General features: G+C 70.6%; 18 protein-coding genes. 9 read left to right on the forward strand and 9 right to left on the reverse strand.

Going from position 1 to position 19,685, the window contains the following annotated elements; translation table 11 throughout:
* Nucleotides 1-13 precede the first annotated feature (13 nt).
* Nucleotides 14-1,642, forward strand: a complete 1,629-nt coding sequence (gene groL / locus WME73_RS32865; protein ID WP_437740301.1) for a chaperonin GroEL — start codon at nucleotides 14-16, stop codon at nucleotides 1,640-1,642.
* A 128-nt stretch (nucleotides 1,643-1,770) separates the two neighbouring features.
* A complete protein-coding gene (locus tag WME73_RS32870) occupies nucleotides 1,771-2,304 on the forward strand; it encodes a GNAT family N-acetyltransferase (RefSeq protein ID WP_437740302.1) in 534 nt (177 codons plus the stop codon).
* Between the two features lie 40 nt (nucleotides 2,305-2,344).
* Here WME73_RS32870 and WME73_RS32875 read toward each other — a convergent pair whose 3' ends face one another.
* Nucleotides 2,345-2,872 carry a TrmH family RNA methyltransferase gene (locus WME73_RS32875; RefSeq protein WP_437542947.1) on the reverse strand — a complete coding sequence of 176 codons (528 nt, stop codon included), beginning with the start codon at nucleotides 2,870-2,872 and terminating at the stop codon, nucleotides 2,345-2,347.
* A 15-nt stretch (nucleotides 2,873-2,887) separates the two neighbouring features.
* Nucleotides 2,888-3,730 carry a PDZ domain-containing protein gene (locus tag WME73_RS32880; RefSeq protein WP_437740303.1) on the reverse strand — a complete coding sequence of 281 codons (843 nt, stop codon included), beginning with the start codon at nucleotides 3,728-3,730 and terminating at the stop codon, nucleotides 2,888-2,890.
* Nucleotides 3,731-3,794: 64 nt separating this feature from the next.
* Here WME73_RS32880 and asnS point away from each other — a divergent pair, with 64 nt between their 5' ends.
* The 4 genes from asnS to WME73_RS32900 all read left to right on the forward strand — a co-directional run bounded on the left by asnS (nucleotide 3,795) and on the right by WME73_RS32900 (nucleotide 8,119).
* Complete coding sequence (asnS, locus tag WME73_RS32885; RefSeq protein WP_437740304.1) at nucleotides 3,795-5,135, forward strand: asparagine--tRNA ligase; 1,341 nt, start codon at nucleotides 3,795-3,797, stop codon at nucleotides 5,133-5,135.
* A gap of 563 nt (nucleotides 5,136-5,698) precedes the next feature.
* A complete protein-coding gene (locus WME73_RS32890; protein ID WP_437542954.1) occupies nucleotides 5,699-6,436 on the forward strand; it encodes a class II glutamine amidotransferase in 738 nt (245 codons plus the stop codon).
* A gap of 100 nt (nucleotides 6,437-6,536) precedes the next feature.
* Nucleotides 6,537-7,163, forward strand: coding sequence for a hypothetical protein (locus WME73_RS32895; RefSeq protein ID WP_437740305.1), 627 nt, complete (start codon nucleotides 6,537-6,539; stop codon nucleotides 7,161-7,163).
* A gap of 41 nt (nucleotides 7,164-7,204) precedes the next feature.
* Nucleotides 7,205-8,119 carry a patatin-like phospholipase family protein gene (locus tag WME73_RS32900; protein ID WP_437740306.1) on the forward strand — a complete coding sequence of 305 codons (915 nt, stop codon included), beginning with the start codon at nucleotides 7,205-7,207 and terminating at the stop codon, nucleotides 8,117-8,119.
* Nucleotides 8,120-8,341: 222 nt separating this feature from the next.
* On the opposite strand, the gene WME73_RS32905 is transcribed toward WME73_RS32900, so the two are convergent.
* The 5 genes from WME73_RS32905 to WME73_RS32925 all read right to left on the reverse strand — a co-directional run bounded on the left by WME73_RS32905 (nucleotide 8,342) and on the right by WME73_RS32925 (nucleotide 14,372).
* Nucleotides 8,342-8,731, reverse strand: coding sequence for a hypothetical protein (locus WME73_RS32905; protein ID WP_437740307.1), 390 nt, complete (start codon nucleotides 8,729-8,731; stop codon nucleotides 8,342-8,344).
* A gap of 218 nt (nucleotides 8,732-8,949) precedes the next feature.
* Nucleotides 8,950-10,860 carry a beta-ketoacyl synthase N-terminal-like domain-containing protein gene (locus WME73_RS32910; RefSeq protein ID WP_437740308.1) on the reverse strand — a complete coding sequence of 637 codons (1,911 nt, stop codon included), beginning with the start codon at nucleotides 10,858-10,860 and terminating at the stop codon, nucleotides 8,950-8,952.
* Nucleotides 10,857-11,771: a hypothetical protein gene (locus WME73_RS32915; protein WP_437740309.1), complete on the reverse strand. Its 915-nt coding sequence runs from the start codon at nucleotides 11,769-11,771 to the stop codon at nucleotides 10,857-10,859. The genes WME73_RS32910 and WME73_RS32915 overlap by 4 nt, the downstream gene beginning before the upstream one ends.
* Nucleotides 11,768-14,080 carry a beta-ketoacyl synthase N-terminal-like domain-containing protein gene (locus WME73_RS32920; protein WP_437740310.1) on the reverse strand — a complete coding sequence of 771 codons (2,313 nt, stop codon included), beginning with the start codon at nucleotides 14,078-14,080 and terminating at the stop codon, nucleotides 11,768-11,770. Before WME73_RS32920 ends, WME73_RS32915 begins: the two co-directional genes overlap by 4 nt.
* 25 nt (nucleotides 14,081-14,105) lie before the next feature.
* Complete coding sequence (locus WME73_RS32925; RefSeq protein WP_044969499.1) at nucleotides 14,106-14,372, reverse strand: phosphopantetheine-binding protein; 267 nt, start codon at nucleotides 14,370-14,372, stop codon at nucleotides 14,106-14,108.
* Nucleotides 14,373-14,456: 84 nt separating this feature from the next.
* Between WME73_RS32925 and WME73_RS32930 the strand changes: the two genes are divergently transcribed.
* Both WME73_RS32930 and WME73_RS32935 read left to right on the forward strand, forming a co-directional pair.
* The gene (locus WME73_RS32930) at nucleotides 14,457-15,248 is read left to right on the forward strand and encodes an enoyl-CoA hydratase/isomerase family protein (protein WP_437709110.1); all 792 of its coding nucleotides are present in this window, start codon (nucleotides 14,457-14,459) and stop codon (nucleotides 15,246-15,248) included.
* 187 nt (nucleotides 15,249-15,435) lie between these two features.
* A complete protein-coding gene (locus WME73_RS32935) occupies nucleotides 15,436-16,284 on the forward strand; it encodes an RNA polymerase sigma factor (protein WP_437912090.1) in 849 nt (282 codons plus the stop codon).
* Between the two features lie 60 nt (nucleotides 16,285-16,344).
* On the opposite strand, the gene WME73_RS32940 is transcribed toward WME73_RS32935, so the two are convergent.
* The gene (locus tag WME73_RS32940; RefSeq protein ID WP_437740312.1) at nucleotides 16,345-17,889 is read right to left on the reverse strand and encodes a flavohemoglobin expression-modulating QEGLA motif protein; all 1,545 of its coding nucleotides are present in this window, start codon (nucleotides 17,887-17,889) and stop codon (nucleotides 16,345-16,347) included.
* 130 nt (nucleotides 17,890-18,019) lie between these two features.
* Here WME73_RS32940 and WME73_RS32945 point away from each other — a divergent pair, with 130 nt between their 5' ends.
* Nucleotides 18,020-19,054 (forward strand): AAA family ATPase, encoded by a 1,035-nt coding sequence (locus tag WME73_RS32945; RefSeq protein WP_437851247.1) that lies wholly within the window; start codon nucleotides 18,020-18,022, stop codon nucleotides 19,052-19,054.
* 24 nt (nucleotides 19,055-19,078) lie between these two features.
* Here the strand turns inward: WME73_RS32945 and sixA are convergent, their stop codons facing one another.
* Nucleotides 19,079-19,606, reverse strand: coding sequence for a phosphohistidine phosphatase SixA (gene sixA / locus WME73_RS32950; protein WP_437293838.1), 528 nt, complete (start codon nucleotides 19,604-19,606; stop codon nucleotides 19,079-19,081).
* Nucleotides 19,607-19,685: the final 79 nt, after the last annotated feature.

Here is a 19,685-nt window from a genome sequence, read left to right on the forward strand (position 1 = left end):
TAGGAGAGACACCATGGCAGCCAAGGAAATCATCTACAACGAGTCCGCCCGCAGCATGATCCTCGCGGGGGTCAACGCCCTCGCCGACGCGGTCAAGGTCACCCTCGGCCCGAAGGGGCGCAACGTCGTCATCGAGAAGAGCTTCGGCTCGCCGACGGTCACCAAGGACGGCGTGACGGTCGCCAAGGAGATCGAGCTCGAGAACCGCTTCGAGAACATGGGCGCCCAGATGGTCCGCGAGGTCGCCTCGAAGACGAGCGACATCGCCGGCGACGGGACGACCACCGCGACGGTGCTCGCCCAGGCGATCTACCGCGAGGGCTCCAAGCTCGTCGCGGCCGGGCACAACCCGATGGAGATCAAGCGCGGCATCGACAAGGCGGTCGAGGCGATCGTGGCGCACCTCCACAGCTCGGCCAAGCAGACGAAGGACGCGAAGGAGATCGCGCAGGTCGGCACGATCAGCGCGAACGGCGACGAGACGATCGGCAAGCTCCTCGCCGACGCCATGGAGAAGGTCGGCAAGGAGGGCGTGATCACGGTCGAGGAGGCCAAGAGCGCCGACACGACCCTCGACGTGGTCGAGGGCATGCAGTTCGACCGCGGCTACCTCTCGCCGTACTTCGTGACCGATCCCGAGGCCATGAAGGCGAACCTCGAGGACTGCTACATCCTCATCTCGGAGAAGAAGATCTCCAACATGAAGGACCTGCTCCCGGTGCTCGAGGCGATCGCCAAGAGCCAGAAGCAGCTCCTCATCATCGCCGAGGACGTCGAGGGCGAGGCGCTCGCGACCCTCGTCGTGAACAAGCTCCGCGGCACGCTGCACTGCGCGGCCGTCAAGGCGCCGGGCTTCGGTGATCGCCGCAAGGAGATGCTGAAGGACATCGCCACCCTGACGGACGGCCAGGTGATCGCGGAGGAGCTCGGCCTCAAGCTCGAGAACGTCACGATCAGCGATCTCGGCCGCGCCAAGACCGTCATCATCGACAAGGACAACACCACGATCGTCGGCGGCCAGGGCAAGAAGGACAAGATCAAGGCCCGGCAGCAGGAGATCCGCGCTCAGATCGAGAACACGACGAGCGACTACGACCGCGAGAAGCTCCAGGAGCGGCTCGCGAAGCTCGTGGGCGGCGTCGCGGTCGTCAAGGTCGGCGCTGCGACCGAGACCGAGATGAAGGAGAAGAAGGCCCGCGTCGAGGACGCGCTCCACGCGACCCGCGCGGCCGTCGAGGAGGGCATCGTCCCGGGCGGCGGCGTGGCGCTCATCCGCGCGCAGAGCTCGCTCGAGAAGCTCAAGGTCAACGACGAGCAGCGGTTCGGCGTGAACATCATCCGCCGCGCCATCGAGGAGCCCCTCCGCCAGATCTCGGCCAACGCCGGGGAAGAGGGCTCGATCGTCGTGCAGAAGGTGCGCGACGGCAAGGACTCGTACGGCTACAACGCCGCGTCGGGCGACTACGGCAACCTGCTCGAGATGGGCGTCATCGATCCGGTCAAGGTCGTCCGGTCGGCGCTCCAGAACGCGGCCAGCGTCGCCAGCCTGATGCTCACCACCGAGGCGCTCATCGCTGAGCGGCCGAAGGAGGAGAAGGCGGCGGCTGGTGGCGGCCACGCGGGCCACGGCCACGACTTCTGATCGCGACGCGCCGCGCTGACCGCTAAGCCCGGCGGGCGAGGGCCGGCTTCCTCCTCAGGAAGTCGGCCCTTCGCCATTTCGACTTCCGGCGAGCCGCGGCGCATGATCTGATCCGGCGCAGGTTCGCGATGAGCACCCTGACTACCGAGCGCCTGGCGCTCACCCCGGTCTCGCTGTCCCTGCTCGAGGCGGTCATCCGCGGAGATCGCGCCGAGGCCGAGGCCCTGTCCGGCGCGCGCTTCCCTGGCGCCTGGCCCGGGCGCGCGCTCGTCGAGCGCGCCTTCAGCTCGCCGCTCGACCGGCTGCGCGACGATCCAGAGGCGTTCCTGTGGGGCACGCGGCTGATGGTGACGCGCGGGCAGGAGGAGCGCGTCGTCGTCGGCAGCGTGGTGCTGAACGGCCGGCCCGACGCGACCGGCACGGTGGAGATCGGCTACGGCGTCGAGGGCAAGTCCCAGGGCCAAGGCTACGCGACGGAGGGGTCGCGCGCCGTCCTGCACTGGACGCTGCAGCAGCCGGGCGTGAGGCGCGTCATCGCGACCACGCCGGCCTGGCACCGCGCGTCGCTCCGGGTGATCGAGAAGCTCGGGATGCGCCCTGCTGGAACGCTCGATCACGACCTCCTGGGCGAGCTCCTCGTCTTCGAGCGCTACCCCGAGTAGCGCGCTTCCGTCCACGGACGGGGGCCCGCCTCGGCGCTGCTCACCCTCCTGCGCGGCTCACGCCGCCGCGCGGGTCGCGCCGCCGAGCCCACTCGCACAGGGTCATGCCCGCCGCGATCGCCACGGGGTACGAGTGGTTGATCCCGTACATGGGGATCGCGATCACGTCCTCGCACGCGTCGAGCAGCGCCTGCGGCAGCCCGTCATCCTCGCTGCCGAAGAGGAACACGAGCCCGCGGGGGAACGGCGCCTCCCAGAGGGTGCGCCGCGCGTGATCGCGCTCCACGCCGATGAGCGGGCGGCCGCGCGCCGCTTCGAGGAAGCTCGCCTCGTCGGGGCACTCGACGATGGTCTCGTACTTCTGCATGCCCATCGAAGCGCGCTCGTAGTAGGGCTCGGTCCCGATCAGGAAGATCTCCCGCACCAGGAACGAGTGCGCGACGCGGATGATGGCGCCGATGTTGAACGGGTTCTTCGCGCGGCAGACGGCGATGGAGAAGTCGTTCCGCAAGGGGGCGAGCTCTTCGCGGATCTCCCGGGTGGTGAGCCCGAAGGGCGGGATCTTCACGGCGCGCTGGCTCCCCTACTCGGCGGCGGCGAAGCGATCGAACAGCGGATAGATGGGCCCCTCGTGGACCCTGATCCGCTCGGTCGTGCCCGTGGCGTGCTTGACCAGGAGCACGAGCCCGGCGCGCGGCACGGCGTCGAGCGCGCCCCGGATCGCCGCGACGGACATGCGCCGCAGCGGCTGCCCGGCGATCTCCAGCACCTCGTCGTCCTTGCGGAGCCCGGCGCGCTCTGCAGGCCCGCCCTCCATCGTCCGCGAGATGAATGCCGAGCCGGAATGCAGCTGGTACCAGAGGCCGAGGCCGAGCTTGGCGTGCGCCGGCTGGAACGCGAGCGTGAGCGAGCCGCCCGCGTCGAGCTCGATCTCGATCTCGCCTGCGGCTCGGTGCGTATCGCTCGGACGGCCGATGTCGCGCACCCCGATCGGCTTGTCGGTGAGCGGATCCGATTCCCAGACCTCCACCCGGAGCCGGTCCTCGGGCAAGATCTGGAAGTTTCCGCTGGGTCCTTCGGGCCAGGTCGGCTCCAGCGTGTTCGCTTGCTCCGCCGTCCGAAAGATCTCCGCGCCGTTGACGAAGACGCGGACATAGGGGTCCGGGAGGTCACCGGCGCCGGAATCCCAGGCGCGGCCGTCCCGAGTGCGCTCCGGGATTCTCGCCCGGACGACCCGTAGCCATCGGACGTTCTCGGGCGGCGGAGGATGCAGCTCCTGGTCTGAAGGAGGCTCGTGCAGGCGGGTCGAGAGCTCGGGATAGAGCGCCGAGCAGCCGCCAGCGGCGAGCGGCGTGCCACCTGCAGCGAGCAGCAGGATGAACGCGGGCAAGCAGAGCGAGAGCGCGCGATGCCGTTGGAGGACCAAGATGGCGCCATTTTTGGCCGGAGCCGGCGTCAGCCGCAACTAAACCGTGCTATTTCGGGCGCCCATGCAGGATCAGCCCGTCATTGCTACCAGCGACCTCAGCGCGCACGTCGGCAGCACTGTCGTGCTCCGCGGATGGCTCTACAACAAGCGATCGAGCGGCAAGCTCCACTTCCTCGAGCTGCGCGACGGCTTCGGCACCGTCCAGTGCGTGATGGCGAAGAGCGACGTCGGCGACGAGGTCTTCGCGGCCGCCGACAAGGTCACCCAGGAGAGCGTGATCGATGTCGTCGGTGAGGTGAAGGCGCACCCGAAGCGCGCCGGGGTCTACGAGATCGCCGCGTCCGGCTTCCGCGTGCTCGGCCCCACCGCCGGCGAGTACCCGATCTCCCCGAAGGAGCACGGGACCGACTTCCTCATGGATCACCGCCACCTCTGGCTGCGATCGAAGCGGCAGCACGCGATCTTGCGCGTTCGTCACACCATCATCCAGGCCATCCGCGACTTCTTCGACGGGCGCGGGTTCACGCTCGTCGATGCGCCGGTCTTCACGCCGAACGCGTGCGAGGGGACGAGCACGCTGTTCCAGACCGACTACCACGGCGAGAAGGCGTACCTCACCCAGTCGGGGCAGCTTTACATGGAGGCGGCAGCGGCCGCGTTCGGGAAGGCGTACTGCTTCGGGCCCACGTTCCGCGCGGAAAAATCGAAGACCCGACGCCACCTGGCCGAGTTCTGGATGGTCGAGCCCGAGGTGGCGTTCATGGACCTCGCGGGCGACATGGACCTCGCGGAAGACTTCCTCTGCTTCATCGTCGAGCGGGTCCTCGAGCGGCGCCGCCCCGAGCTCGCGGTGCTCGAGCGCGACGTCGGGAAGCTCGAGGCCGTCAAGAAACCGTTCCCGCGCATCCGCTACGACGAGGCCGTCGCCATCCTGAACGAGGCGCGCGCGGAGAAACGCAAAATGGCCGGAGAGGCCGAAATTCCGGATTTTCCTTGGGGAGAGGATTTCGGCGGCGAGGACGAGACGATCATCTCCGGCCGGTACGATCGCCCCGTCATGATTCACCGCTATCCGGCTCAGGTGAAAGCGTTCTACATGAAGCGCGATCCGACGGACGACCGGCTCGCGCTCTGCGTCGATGTCCTGGCGCCGGAAGGTTATGGAGAGGTGATCGGGGGCGGGCAGCGCGAGGATGATCTCGCCATCCTCGAGCGGGCAATCGAGGCGCATCGGCTGCCCCCCGAGGCGTTCGGCTGGTACCTGGATCTGCGCCGGTATGGCACCTTCCCGCATGCGGGCTTCGGGCTCGGCGTCGAGCGGAGCGTCGCCTGGATCTGCGGTCTGCCGCACGTGCGCGAGACGATCCCGTTCCCGCGCATGCTGAATCGGCTCTCGCCTTAGTGCCGCGCGTCAGAGCTCCTGCCGGAAATTCTGGGCGCCGCTTGGCATCGCATCGTTCACGGCGCGATGCGCCACGGCGCCGACGCGGCGGGCCGACGCGTGGGAGCGCGGAAGCGTGGGAGCAGACGAGGCTAGCCGCTCCTCGCGCGCACCCACGCGTCGGAATCGCGACGCTGTGCGAGGAGCGTGAGTAAGAGGTAACGCGATCGGCAAGCCCACGCGACGCGCGACAACGGCGGGCAGTGTGGTCAGGCCGTGCCCGCGCCCCGCCTCGCCGCTGGGGATCCGTTTTTGCTCCGCTTGCAGGGCGACTCTGTCGTATCAAGAAAGCATAGGGCGCAACCCGCGACCCACGCTCACTCGGCCGACCGACGGAGCCACCCCTGCTTGCAGATGAGGGAGCGCTCTACCGGCGAGCCGGACCCTGCCCCCGCCTCCCCGACCCAACTCGCGAGGACAAAGCTATGGCTCGTCTCGTCGGCTTTATCGGTAACCGTCCGGATCTCGGCGCGCGTGCGATCGAGCTCGAAGAACGTGCCCTCACGGTTCGCCGAAGGGAGGGCGTGATCCCTGGCTGGGGGGTCGGCTTCTACCAGGGAGGAGAGATTCTCCTCAAGCGCCGGCCGATCGATGATCGACCGGAGATCAGCCTGGCCGACATGACCAAGGACGTGCGCGCCGACATCCTCGTGGCGCATGTCCGGGCTGCGACCGTCGGCAGCCTGCGCACCGAGAACACGCACCCCTTCCGTTATCGGCAGTGGCTGTTCGCCCACACGGGCACGGTCGAAGGGTTCGCCCGCCTGCGGAACCAGCTGAGCGACTCGCTGCCGCAGTTTCTCCAGCGCGACGTTCGCGGCGAGACGGACAGCGAGCTCCTCTTCCACCTGTTCCTGTCCTTCCTCCACGACAGCGGCCAGCTCGATCGACCCAACGTGGACGCGGCGAGCGCGCGGACGGCCCTCCGGTCCTCCATCGCGCTCGTGGACCGGCTCTGCGCGGAGGAAGGGGCGGGGCCGAGCGCGATGAACATCGTGGTCACGAACCCCGAGTACCTGCTCGCCGCCCACGGCGGCACGTCGATGGCGTACCGCATCTACCAGGGCAGCGAGGACATGGAGCGGCTCCTCAGCGACGGCGGGTTGGGCCGAATGCGCATGCCCGACTATGCCGCGAGCCGGTTGACGCTCGTCGCGTCGGACTTCGATGACGACCAGGCCCCCGCGGGGTGGACCCACGTTGGCGAGCGTGCGATCGTGACGTTCACCCGCGCCGATGCTCCCGCGATCGAGCCGATTTGAACGCCCGGAGGGCCCGCAGGAGGCCAGGGCCCATGCACCGCCGGCCGGCGCTCCGGACGCCTCTCGGCCGTCGCGAGCGTGTCCATCGCTGCTCGTCGCCGTGATCGCGGGCTGGTCGCTCCTGGGGTGCGGCCGTGGAGAACCGGCCTCCTTTCCCACCGCCGCCGAGCTCTCTGACGAGCGCCGCCGCCCCGACGGCGTGGCGCTCGATCCGGCGAGCACCCCGCCGCCACCGACGAACCAAGCAGACGTCGTGGACAGCGTCGTGACCCTCCGGACACCTCTCGGCATCGGCGCCGCGCTGGACGTCGTGGACGAGTTCTTCCGGCGGGTGGTCGCCGAGGACAGCGAAGCCTTGAGCGAGTTGCTGACGCGCGATGCCCTCGCGATCCACACCGGCTCGGGCGGATCGGGGCAGCCGCCGAGCGCCGGGCTCTGGTGGGAGCAGCGGTTCCGGCGACTCGAGTACGGAAAGCTCGCCGGAGAGCCGGTCTATCGGGAGTCGGAGCTCCAGATCTTCCGGGCCGAGGACGTGCTCGCGACGCCGCAACACCCCGCGATCCAGCCCGAGACGCTCGATGACCAGGACGTCGTGATCCGCGTGCCGATCGCGACCGCGCGGGTCGCCACGGATCGCCTGCTCGGCGACGAGATCGTCGTCTGGCTGCGCCGCGACGGCCCGCGATTCAGGATCTATCGGCTGCTCGAGGACTTCCAGCTACAGTAGGCTTTGCGCTTGTGCCATATCTCCGACAAGATCGGGGCTCGATGAGCCGCCTCAAGATCGCGTTCGTGGGCTCCGGGGGAGCGGCGCGAGGCCTTGCGCACCTCGGCGTGCTGAAGGCTTGCGAGGAGCTGGGCATCCATCCAGAGATCTACGTGGGCGCGGGAGCGGGCGCGCTGGTCAGCGCGACGTACGGGCAAGACATCCCGCTCGATGTGCTTCTCGACGCCTACCGCCTCCCCTGGAGACGACGTCACCGCGGGCCTCGCCTCCACGTGTCGAGCTTCTTCGGCGCTCCCGCCCTGCGCGATCTGCTCGACCCGGGATACCTCTGCTCGGGGGTGTTCTCGATCGACAGGCTCGAGCGCTACGTGCGCCGGACGCTGCCGATCAACGACTTCCGGCAGCTGCCGCACGCCGTCTACGTGACGGCGGTGGACGTGGACAGCGCCAAGCGCGTCGTGTTCGGCCCTGGCTACGACGAGGCCACGCCGATCAGCCAGGCGGTGGCCGCCAGCTGCTGCGTGCCCGGCCTGTTCCGGCCCTACCGCATCAACGGCCGCTATCACTTGAGCGGCGAGGTGATCCGGACGCTCTCCGCCGACGTGGCCGTGAATGCCGGCGCGAACATCGTGATCATCTCCAACATCTACCGTCCCGAGGAGCGCGACGAGTCGCAGCGCTCGATCGCGAGGAGCGGCGCACCCAGCGTCGTCCGGCAGTCGCTCAGCATCCTTCTGGCCGAGAAGGAGCGCCGCGGCGTCGAGCTCCTCTCCAAGCTCTACCCGAACGTCACCTTCCTGGACGTGGCGCCCGCGATCGGCCGGTACAGCTACATGAACCGGTTCGCCGCCAAGCCGCTCGTCCTGCGCGGCTACCGCACTGCGCTCCGCATACTCGCCGCCGCGAAGGAGAAGGGCGTGTTCGATGCCCCCTCCTCGAAGAGCGCGCTGAACTAGAGCGGCGGTCACCCGCTTCGGATACGGGCCCACCTCGACGTTTTCGGTGCTCAGCGCACCGGAGTGCGCTTGCGCGCCGAAAACGCCGATCTGGGCCCGTATCCGAAGCGGGAGACCGCCGCTCTGCTTGGTGCAGAGGGGGGCGGAAACCGCTGTGGCGGGCGGAGCTACCGGCGGGCGCCCTGGCGTACGTCGACCGCGCCGTCGCGCAGCGACCGAGCGCTACATCCCCGCGACGATGCGGTACCCGTCCTGGTACTCCACCAGCTCCAGCCGGTTGTCGTCGACCTTGCGACGCCACTCTTCGCCCTTGCCCCCCGGGATGCGATAGCTCGCGCTGAAGGTGTAGTCGACGTAGATGACGTCATCACCCTTCAGGACGCGCCGGTAGCGGATCTCGTAGCGGATGGCGCGAGCGTCCTGGAACTTGCCGGTGAGGTACGAGCGCAGGCCAGCGTAATCGAGGTCGTCCGCCGCATCGATGTTGCCGCCGTCCTCGTAGTACTTGGGCGACGCGAGCTTGAGCAGCTCGCCCACGTTCTTGCTCTCCACCGCGTTGCGATACTTCTCGCAGAACGAGATGATCTTGCGGTTGTCGTCGTTGTCCTCCACGTCTGTGTTCGGGATGTAGTGGGTCGCGCACCCGGCGAGGACGGCCGAAGCAACGACGAGGAGCGAAGCGACAGCTTTTGTTTGGCGGCAGAACATACGCGGGCAGGACAACGCTCGGGGGAAGCAGCTGATTCCAGCTGGGAACCTTGCCAGATCGAGGCGCGGATCGGCAAGCGAAGCGATCACGACCACCAAGGATGACGGGGACGGGCGCGCCGCTACGCGTGCTCCTTGAGCCAGCGGAGGAGGGCGAGATGGCCAACCGGCCCCTCGTGGTCGACAGGGAGGTCCGGATCGACCTTGCGCAGGCGCTCCTCGTCGCCGGGATCCGCCTGCAGGAGCAGCGCGACGGCGCCGCTGGCGAGCGCGCGGTGCTGGGCGCCGGTGAGGCCGAGCAGCTCGCGCGCGACCGGCCCCGCGTCGTCGGCCGCGAGGACGACCATGCGGTCGGCGTCGGAGGACGCGACGAGATCGGCCGCGGCGCGGAGCGCCTCCAGCGCGCCGCCGAGCCCGGCGCCGACCGCGAAGCTCGGCCCGGTGAGCTGGTACGCGATGGCGCACTCGCCCGCGATCGCGTTCGGCGACGTCGCAGGGAAGAGGCGAGGCTCGACGAAGCGGGCTCCGCGGGCGCGCCGGCGGGCGTCGTACACCTCGTTGGTGTCGATCGTGGCGAGCGCGTGGCCCGCGACGATGCCGGCCCCCCGCAAGCGATCGGCGCCGACGATGGCGGCGAGGGCTGCCACCGCGGTCAGCCCGAGCCGGCAGAGCGCGTCGAGGCGCGCGAGGCGGTCGCGCGCGATGCCGGTCGCCTCGGCGAGGCGCCCGAGATCGGAGCCCGTCACGTGCGCGTGCGCGCGGAGAACCACGGCGCGCGGGCGCCGCGGGCGGCGCCCGCTGGCGGAGGACGTGAGCAAGAGGGCGGCGTTGGCGCCGCCGAACGCTGCCGAGAGCTTGAGCGCCGAAGAGAGCGGGCGGGGCTCGGCGCGCTCGAGCAGGTGAGCCGGTGCGTCGGGGTCGAGCTCGCCTTCGGAGGCCGCCGGTGGAGCGATGGACGCCTGGAGGGCGGCTGCTGCGGCGAGCGCCTCGAGCACGCCCGCGGCCCCGAGCGTGTGCCCTATCTGAGCCTTGAACGGGTGGACCACCGGCGGAGGCGCATCCGCGCCCGGCAGCGCGTCCGAGCCCTCCACGGCGCCGCGCGGCGAGAGCAACGCGGCGATCGCGCGCGACTCCATCGCGTCGTTGTAAGGCGTCGCCGTGGCGTGGGCGCTGATCAGACCGACGCGCGAGGCAGGCCACCCGGCGTCGGCGAGCGCCGCGGCGCCGGCGCGCGCGAGCCCCGAGCCGGTTCGATCCGGGGCCGTGATGTGCACCGCGTCCGTGGAGGCGCCGAAGCCGGCGACGCGGACGATCACCGGGGCGCCGCGGAGACGGTCCTCGCGGACGAGGGCGACGACGGCGGCGCCCTCGCCGAGCGCCATGCCGTCACGGCCGACCCGAAACGGGCGCGACCTGGACGCCGTGGTCGCGCGGAGCGCCTCGAAGCCGGCGGCGACGAAGATGCTGAGGGCGTCGTAGCCACCGGCGAGCACGAGATCGCAAGCGTCGCGATCGAGCCAGCGGAGACCGAGGCCGATCGCCAGGGTGCTCGCCGCGCACGCCGCGAGCAGGTGCGTGCGCAGCGGGGTCCGCTCGAGCCCGAACGCTGCGAGCGCGTCGTTGAACGGCGCGAAATACGTCGCGCGCGAGGCCAGCGCGGCGAGCGATCCGGCGTCGGCGCCCTCGGCGCGGGCGGCGAAGAACCGCTCCGCGGTGAGCATGCCGCCGCTGGAGGTGCCGAGGGCGATGCCGATGCGCTCGCCACGAAAGCCCGGACGCACGCCCTCCAGCGCCGCGAGCGTCTGTGAGAGCGCCGCCTTCAGCAGGTCCGTGGCGCGATCGGCGCCTGGAGCGACGCCGAGCTCCGCCGGCGCGCGCGCGGCGAAGGGCCGCAGCAGGCCGGCGCGAGCCAGCTCCGCGTCGCGCGCGATCGCGACAGGCGCAGGCTCACCAGCCCGAGGGACGCGGTAGGCGAGAGGGCCGAGGCCGAGCGCCGAGACAGCGCCCGAGGCGATGACGCAGGCGTCGCTCATGAGCCGCCCCCCGGCCGGAGCGCGTCGGGATCGACGAACGCGCGCGGATCCGGCGCGCGATCCCGCTCCTCGGCCTCGCAGATCACCGTGATGAGCAGCCCGGTCGAGGCCTGCGCGTAACGGACGTTGCCGCAGCCCATGCCCTCGGCGATCACGACCTCCTCGTCGAGCCGGCGCCGGCGGGTGCCCTCCGCCGTCGACCACGTGGTGCGGCGCGCGCCGATCACGCCTCGGTCGTTGACCCGCAGATCGATCACGGCGTCGCCGTCGCGCAGGACGAAGGAATCCGTGCTCTCGGCGCGCGAGTACCAGAGCAGCGTCCCCGCTGCCGGGTGGAGCATCCACCAGCGCAGGAAATCTACCGGCAGACCGCGGAGTGCAGTCCGTGGCGTCGAGGCGTCGCCGCGCCTCAGCAGATCGAGCGCGGGAACGGCGAAACGGAAGCGATCGCCGCGCGCCCACAGGTCGAGCGCGGTGGTGCCGCCCGGGCCGAGGAGGATCATCCGCAGCGCGCCCTCGGGCTCGAGAATGTCGCTCCCCGCCGCGCGTGCTCGCCCTTCGATCGCCGGCGGGGCGACCGCGATCGCGCCGCGCGCCTCGAGCACGTGGCCTGTGCGCGGCTCCCGCAATGCCAGGCGGACGCGGAGCGTGCGCGGGCCAGCCCCCTCGACCTCGCGGCGGAGACCTGCGAGGCGCTCGCGCCCCTCTCGCCACGCGGAGGGGTCGAGCCGCGCGGCGGACGTGCCCGCCGATGGGCCAGGCAGGAGGCGCGCTAGCTCGGCGTCGAGCGCGCCGCCGCGCCGCGGGGCGCTCGCGGCGCAGGCAGGGAGGCTCGCGAGCAAGAGCAGGAGGCGCCCGGCGCTGACGAGGTGCCGCGCACGACGGCGGGGAGCAGGCAGCGATGTCGTCACGCGTCGCCGGGAGCGACCAGCAGGATGGCGTATCCCCGGTCGGGTGCGCCGCCCACGACGAGCACGCTCGCGAGGTCGCGGCAGGCGAGCGCCGCGACCGCCGCAGCAGCAGCGAACCCGCCGGCGCCCTCGTGATCGCCTGAGCGCGACGCGAGCGTGGAGCGCCGCACCTCGGCCCACGGTGAGCCATGCAGGCAGGCGACGAGGCGCTCCTCCTCCCGTCCGACGAACACGGCGGCTGGCGACGGGACGGTGGCCTGCGCTCGCAGGGCGCCCTCTCCCGAAGCGCCGAGGCGCGCCGGCGCTGGCGCTCCCGCGAGCATCCCCACGCCGTCACCCCGCCAGGAGTTCCACCAGGACACCATCGCCACCGGGCGCGCCCCTCGCTCACGCACACGCGCGGCGCTCTCGAAGAGCAGCACGGCAGCGCCCTCGCTGCGGACCCCGCTGCTGACGACCTGCGAGCAGATCGGACCGAGGCACCGCTCGATCATCGGGCTCGTCTCCTCGACGCTGCCCGCGGCGAGCGCCTCCCCCTCCCCGGCCGTGATGAGCTCGATGGCCGTGACCATGGCCGCTTCCGCGGTCGCTCCGAGATCGGCCATCGCGAACACCGGGCCACGGAGGCCCAGGTAGATGGAGGCATGCCCGACCGGCGACGAGGGGACCAGGTTCGGAAAATCGGCGGGGCTCGCGTACTTCGCGCCCTTGTCGTAAATGCGCCGCATGTAGGCGGTCGAGGCGTCGACGCTGCCAAAGGACGCGCCGACGATGGCGCCAGGCAGGGTGCGGCTCGGCGCGACGTCGGCCGCCGGATCGCCCGCGCCGGCCTCGGCCTGGACCGCGCCACCGAGCCCGGCCTCCGAGAGGGCCGTGAGGATCGCGGCCGTCGTCAGCCGGCCAGCTCGGTCGAGCCGCCTCGCCCGCGCGAGATCGAGGTGCGCGGCCGTGTTGAAGGGGATGGCTCCTTCCGCTGGCGGAGGGCCAGGCTCCAGATATGCGGCGCCGCCGCGGGACGCGAGGACGCCGAGCGGGCCGATCGTCGCGGCCGCCGTCACGACGACCGAGCGCCGCCGGGGCGCGCTGCCGGCGTCGAGCGGCGGAGGAAAACGGTCTGGCTGCGCGAGCACGAGCACGCTGTCCGTGCCGCCGAAGCCGAAGGAGTTCGACATCGCCGACCGGATCGGCGCCTCGCGCGCCTCCTTCAGGTGCACGAGCTGGCACTCCGGATCGACCTCTTCGAGGCCGCCGGTCGGGGGCATCACGCCGCGCGCGATGGCGAGGGCGGTGATCGCTGCCTCGACCGCGCCCGCTGCGCCGAGCGTGTGCCCGATCTGCCCCTTCGATGAGGAGACGGCGATGCGGTTCACCTCGGGGCCGAGGCAGGCGCGCAGGGCGGCGCTCTCCATGACGTCGTTCAGCGGCGTCGCGGTGCCGTGCGCGTTGACGTAATCAAGATCCGAGGGCGTGAGCGCCGCGCATCGGAGAGCGTCGCGCATGACGCGCGCGGCGGTGCGCCCCTCGCGCTCGGGGTTGGTGATGTGATGCGCCTCGGCGCCGGTCGCCCATCCGCGGAGCTCGACGATCGGCTCCGCCCCGCGCGCGCGCGCGGCGTCCTCGGACTCGAGGAGCAGGAACGCCGCCGCTTCGCCGAGGTTCAGACCGGCACGCCGCCGATCGAACGGGCGGCACGGCTCCGGATCGACGGCTGCGAGCGCGCCGAAGCCGGTGTACGTCAGCCGGCACAGACCGTCGGCGCCCCCCGCGAGCACGCGGGTGGAGAGGCCGGCGCGGAGCCAGGCCGCGCCCAGCAACACGGCGTTCGCGCCGCTCGAGCAGGCGCTGCAGACGCTCCTCACCCGACGGAACGGACCGACGGCGGCGCGGACGTGGTCGGCCGTCGATGAGAGGGGATGCGAGAGCATCCGCTTCAGGGGGGCGATCGCGCTGGGGTCGTGCGACAGCCAGGCGAGCAAGTCCTCCGTCTCGAACATCCCGGCGGTCGTCCCGCCGACCACCAGGTCGACTGGAACGGCCCTCGGGTCGATGCCCGCGTGTCCGAGCGCCTCGCGGGCCGAGAGCACTGCCATCGCGTCGGTTCGAGACCACCCTTCCGCCTCGCCGGGCGGCGCGACCTCCTCGGGGGAGAGGTCGCGGATCTCCGCGGCGATGCGCCCGCGCGTCCCGGGGATCTCGAACAAGGAGAGCGGCGCGAAGGCCCGTTCTCCTGCGATGAGCCGGTCCATCGTCTCGCTCGCCCCGCGCGCCAGGGGCGAGACGACCCCGATGCCCGTCACCCAGATGCGCACGCCCGAACGGCTCTCTGCGGCGCGTTCACGCCGCCGCGGTCGACTTGACGATGTGGGCCACGAGCGCGTCCACCGATGCGAAGATCGGCCTCGCTTCGTCGCCCTCCGGGATGCGGACGCCGAAGCGCTCCTCCACGCTCATGGCGAGCTGGAGCGCGTCCAGCGAATCGAGGCCCAGCCCCGCGCCGAACAGCGGCGCGGCGTCGTCGATGTCGGCCGGCGTCTTCCCCTCGAGGTTCAGCTCCTCGACCATGAGTTCTTTTAACTTCTGCCGCACGTCCTGCGCGTTCATGAGCACGTCCCTGCGGGGTAGCACAATTCCGCGCCTTTCCACCAGGGGGCAGCGCTTTTTCTGACGGTTTGGTAAAGAGCGCCCATGGCCCTCGTCGACTACGCCACCTCTGCAGGCGTCGCGCTGCTTACGCTCAATGATCCGCCCGTCAACGGCTACACCCACGAGATGATGAAGGACCTCGACGCGGCCATCCTCGAGGCCCGCTTCGACAACGATGTCCATGTCATCGTCATCACCGGGCACGGCGAAAAGTTCTTCTGCGCAGGAGCGAACATCAACATGCTCCGCGAGTCGGACCCGACGTTCAAATACTACTTCTGTCTCCACGCGAACGAGACGTTGAGCCGCCTCGAGCACACGCCGAAGCTCTGCATCGCCGCGCTGAATGGCCACACGGTAGGCGGTGGTCTCGAGATCGCGATGGCCTGTGACCTCCGCATCGCCCGCAAAGGTGCCGGCAAGGTCGGCCTCCCCGAGGTCACGCTGGGCGTCCTGCCAGGCACCGGAGGCACCCAGCGCCTGGCCAGGCTCATCGGCAAATCGCGGGCGATCCAGCTGATGTGCGAGGGGCAGACGTTCGATTTCGAGACAGCGCTCGCGGTTGGCCTGATCAATGACGTCTGGGAGACGGCCTCCCATGACGAGTTCATGGACCGGATCCTCGCGTACAGCCACACGTTCACGCTGCCGGACCGCGCGGCGCTGGCGGTCGGGCGCATCAAGCGCGCCGTTCAGACGGGCTTCGAGGTAGGGCTCGAACAGGGGCTCGCCCTCGAACGAGAGCTCCAGGCCGAGCTGTTCACGTCGGAGGACGCCCGCGAGGGGCTCGCCGCGTACATGGAGAAGCGGAAGCCGGTGTTCCAAGGCAAATGAGCGCAAACTGAGCGCAAACTGAGCGCACGCCGCACGTCGAGCAATGCGCTGCCTCGCCGTTCTTCTCCGTCGGCAGCCGGACCAGATTGAGGCCGCCTCGAATGTAATAAAAATTACTTATTAATGGTAACGTCGGAGGGTTGGACGATTTTCAAATCAGAGGGGGCTGCTGCACGTAAGTTCAGGCATGCAACAGCTTGTTGAGCATGGGCCCCCTCTGGAGCGGCCCAGCTTCGAGACCGTGTACACTGTCGGGCTGTCATTCCTCCGACAAGCGCTCCGCTGGCTCGGGGTGGCAGAGCGCGACGTCGACGACGTCCTGCAAGACGTCATGATCGCTGCGTATCACGCGCTGGATCGCTTCGATCCGAGGCGCTGCTCAGACGAGGCGCGCACCAGACATCCCCCCTGCGGCCACGCCCCAAGCCTGGAACGCGGGGCGCCACAAACGGCGAGCCCGCTCGGCGAGCCCCTCAGGCGCTGGCTGTTCGGCATCGCCTGGCGACAGGTTGGCCACTATCGCGAGCGCGCCCACCGCCGCCGAGAGATCGCGGTCGGCGCCGGGGCGAGCTGGCCGTTCGAGCTCGCCGACCCCGGCTTGACCTCGGAACAGCTGCTCGCACGCGAGCAAAGCGGCCAGCTCGTCGGCAGGCTGCTCGGCGGGATCGACACCGAGCGACGCGTGGTCTTGATCATGCACGATCTGCTCGATGTGACGACCGCCGACATCGCGCGCGACCTGGACGTGAAGGAGAACACGGTGCGCAACCGCCTCCGGCTGGCCCGCGAGGACTTCCGCGTGGCGGTGAAGCGCATGAACGCCGAGGACCGGCGCGCACTCCAAGATCCGTTGAGCCTCCAGGTCGCCGAGCGCTCCCGCGGGGCGGACGAAGAGTCGCTCATGAGCACCGCCAGGCTCATCCCCGAGGTGCCGGACGCTACCCGGCGCAGGATCTGGCTCGCGGTCACGCGCGCGATCGCCGAGGCGCACGCGGCGGGCCCGAACCCCAAGGCTTGCGCCGCGCCAGCTCCGTAGGCGACCGCCGCACGCACCGAAGGGAGGCCGGCGCAACCGAGGCCCCGGGGTCGGCCGCGCTCAGCGCTCCAGCATCCTGCCGTAGTGCTCGGCGAGGGCCGTCCCTCCCAGGCGGGAGAAGAAGGAAGAATAGCATATCCAGATCGCCAGCCCGTTCATGTCGTCGAAGATCGGCGGGAGATACGGGGGCGGGCGGATGATCCCGTCGGTCACGTGCGCATGGAGGACAGGGACGTCCTCGTGCGCGACCTTCCCCACGAACAAGAAGGGAATCAGCATCGCCCGATCGTGCTGAATGGCCGCGCGCATGAAGGCGTAGTTGAGAACGATCCCCTTGCAGTAGCAGGCGTCCTTCGTGAACGGCGCCCCTCCCGCGAGCACGCCGCCGCGGAAGACGCGCCTGGCATTCTGGAAGCACTCGTCTTCTTCGTAACCTTCGGTGCGGTACCACTCGAACACGTCGAGGAACGACGCCCCGTCCTCCGCCTTGTCCACCGCGAGGATGCGGTCGTTCAGCTTCTTCGCGCGACGCGGAGTGCTCCTGAAGGTGAGGATCTCCACCAGAACGGCGAGCCCTTCCTGAACCGCCGTGGTGCGCGGAGGCCCCTTCGCGAGCCAGCGCGCCACCGGCTGAGCTTGCCCGTTCAAGCTGGTCGCCACGTGCACCCACCCCTCGTGCGCCTCGAGGATGTCGACATCGCTCTTGGCGAACATCGCGCCGCTCCGGATCTTCACGTAGTCGCTGCCGGCGGCGGCGTCCGCGAGGAGCGAGTCGTCCACCTGCACGCGGATCGACGCGCCGCCGAAGAAGCGGTCGAAGCGGGCGTTCAGATCGAGCGCCGCCATCTCCGCCGTGATCTCCCGCTGCTGCGACGGGCCGAGGCGCTCACCGCCGATCGCCGTCAGGAGGTCGTAGAGCACGAACCCCATGTCCCGCACGCTCGTCTTTCCGTCTGGCAGCTTGTCCTTCGGGGATCCGTAGAGCTCGCGGGACAGCGCATAGAACGCCTTCGTTCCCCGTCCGATGAGCATGCGCACGACCTTCCGGTACTCATCCGCCGTCGCGCGGAGGATCTGCCCGAGCCGATCGCGCTTGCCGAGCTCCCGCTCGGCGTCGCGCAGGATCTCCTCGAGCTCGCGCTGCTTGGCCTCCGGGTCGAACCCCAGATCGTCCGAGTAGGCGACCTGCGGCAGCTCGCGCTGCTTCGAGCGGACAAATTGCTCTTCGACGTCCGCCTCCCAGCGAAGCGCCTGGAGGATGCGGATCGGCCGCTGCGCATCGAGCACGCGCTGAGCCAGCGTCGCGAGGATCTCCTTGTAGGAACGCCACGGCCCCGCGACCGGCGGGAGCGGCGCGTGCGGGATCGGTCCGTCGTGCAAGCTCAGGGACTCGAGCGGCGCCGACGGCGCTTCACCGCTCTCCGCGCCGCCTTCCCCAGGGCCGACCTGGCCGCCGGTCTCGGCCGCTCCCGCGCCGTCCTCCGCCGCGCCAGCGCTGCCGCTGCTCGGCTCGTCCGCTGGCTCGCTCACCTTGAGCTCGCGCTGCGCCTCCACGTCCGCCGCGTGCGCCCCTCTCCTCTCCCGGGCCTCAGAGCTCTGCGCCATTGCGATCGATTGCTAACACTGGCTCACCTGTCCGAGCAAACCTCCACGGGCCAGGACCAGCGCCGCGGGGAGCGCCGGCTTCGCCGGATCCTTGTCGGCATCGCGGCCTCGGGGTACGAGCCCTGCCCGTATGAGCGATCCCGAGCACAAGAATGACGCCGAGACGACCGCCGAGGAGGAATCGACCGCCCTCTCGGACGCCGCGCTCCTCGAGCGCACAGCGGAGGGGGCCAGGCGGCTCCGCTCGGCGATCGCGGCGGCGGTGGTAGGGCAGGACGATGTCGTCGAGGCCATGCTGATCACGCTCGCCGCGCGCGGGCATGCGCTGCTCGTCGGCGTCCCGGGGCTCGCCAAGACGCTGCTCGTGTCGTCGCTCGCGAGGGCGCTCGATCTCAGCTTTGGGCGCGTCCAGTTCACGCCTGACCTGCTGCCCGCCGACATCACGGGGACCGACGTGCTGCACGAGCAGCACGGGTCGCGGAGCCTGCGCTTCCAGCCCGGCCCCATCTTCCACAACCTCGTCCTCGCGGACGAGGTGAACAGGACGCCGCCGAAGACGCAGGCCGCCCTGCTCGAGGCGATGCAGGAGCGCAAGGTGACCGTCGGGACCACCACGCACGCCCTCCCCGACCCGTTCCAGGTGTTCGCGACGCGAAACCCGATCGAGCAGGAAGGGACCTACCCGCTGCCAGAGGCGCAGCTCGACCGCTTCTTGCTGGAGATTCACGTCACCTACCCGAGCGAGGCCGAGGAGCGCGAGGTGGCGCGACGGACGACCTCGGGGAAGCCGCCGGCGATCGCGGCGGTGCTCAAGGCGCGAGAGGTGCTGGCGATCGGGCGCCTCGTCCCGAGGATCCCGGTGACCGACGAGGCCGTGGACCTCGCGGTGCGCCTCGCCAGGGCGACGCGGCCGGGGGCGGAGCGCGCTGCGCAGGAGGTCCGGGACTACGTGCGCTACGGCGCGGGGCCGCGCGGGAGCCAGGCGCTGGTGATCGCGGCCAAGGCGCGCGCCGCGCTCCGCGGCGAAGCAGCCGCAGACGTGGACGACGTGAGGGCGCTGCTGATCCCGGCGCTGCGGCACCGGATCGTGCTGTCGTACCGCGCCGAGGCGGACGGCGTCCGCGACGTCGACGTGCTGAGCGCCGTGGAGAGATCGGTGCGCTGAACGGCGCCGCGGCGCGGACGCCCATCACCGGGCGCGAGGCGCCTGTTGCTGCGCTTCCTTCACCGGCGTGACCGCCTTCATGGCCTTCAGATCCAACGCGAAGCGCAGCGTCCCCGGCCCGCGCCCGTCCCAGCTCACCGCGACGACGCCGCTCTTCTTCAGGCTCAGGCCGGCCCAGCCGCCGTCGCCGAGCAGCGACGTCACCAGCGCCGACAACGAAGGCTCGTGCCCCACCAGCGCCAGCGGCTGAGCCCCCTGGTGCTGCGAGAGCCGGCGAAGGATCTCGGCCGTGTCGCGCGAGGGAGAGAGCTCGGCGACCACCGACACCTCGTCGGTCAGCCCGGCGGCCTCGGCGATGATCTCCGCGGTCTGCACCGCGCGCACGAGGGGGCTCGTCCAGATCACCCCAGGACAGCGGTCCTTCTGCTTCGCGAGCCATTTGGCGACGCGCCGGGTCAGCTTGCGCCCCTTGCCCGTCAACCAGCGACCTGCGTCGCCGAGGTCCGGCGCGTCATCCACGGCATGGCCATGGCGGATGATCAGGATCTCCATGACCTGACCTTAGCCCGGACGAGCGCCAGCCGGGGAGCGCCGCGCGAGCGAAAGAGGCGGCGGCGTCACCTCGACGCCC

Origin of the sequence: Sorangium sp. So ce302 (assembly GCF_051530145.1) — a bacterium.
GTDB lineage: Bacteria > Myxococcota_A > Polyangia > Polyangiales > Polyangiaceae > Sorangium > Sorangium cellulosum_B.

Excerpts from the sequence above, each read along its gene's own strand:
- groL (WP_437740301.1), top strand. The coding sequence starts at position 14 with ATGGCAGCCAAGGAAATCATCTACAACGAGTCCGCCCGCAGCATGATC.
- WME73_RS32870 (WP_437740302.1), top strand. The coding sequence starts at position 1,771 with ATGAGCACCCTGACTACCGAGCGCCTGGCGCTCACCCCGGTCTCGCTG.
- asnS (WP_437740304.1), top strand. The coding sequence starts at position 3,795 with ATGCAGGATCAGCCCGTCATTGCTACCAGCGACCTCAGCGCGCACGTC.
- WME73_RS32900 (WP_437740306.1), top strand. The coding sequence starts at position 7,205 with ATGAGCCGCCTCAAGATCGCGTTCGTGGGCTCCGGGGGAGCGGCGCGA.
- WME73_RS32910 (WP_437740308.1), bottom strand. The coding sequence starts at position 10,860 with ATGAGCGACGCCTGCGTCATCGCCTCGGGCGCTGTCTCGGCGCTCGGC.
- WME73_RS32925 (WP_044969499.1), bottom strand. The coding sequence starts at position 14,372 with ATGAACGCGCAGGACGTGCGGCAGAAGTTAAAAGAACTCATGGTCGAG.
- WME73_RS32930 (WP_437709110.1), top strand. The coding sequence starts at position 14,457 with ATGGCCCTCGTCGACTACGCCACCTCTGCAGGCGTCGCGCTGCTTACG.
- WME73_RS32935 (WP_437912090.1), top strand. The coding sequence starts at position 15,436 with ATGCAACAGCTTGTTGAGCATGGGCCCCCTCTGGAGCGGCCCAGCTTC.
- WME73_RS32940 (WP_437740312.1), bottom strand. The coding sequence starts at position 17,889 with ATGGCGCAGAGCTCTGAGGCCCGGGAGAGGAGAGGGGCGCACGCGGCG.
- WME73_RS32945 (WP_437851247.1), top strand. The coding sequence starts at position 18,020 with ATGAGCGATCCCGAGCACAAGAATGACGCCGAGACGACCGCCGAGGAG.
- sixA (WP_437293838.1), bottom strand. The coding sequence starts at position 19,606 with ATGGAGATCCTGATCATCCGCCATGGCCATGCCGTGGATGACGCGCCG.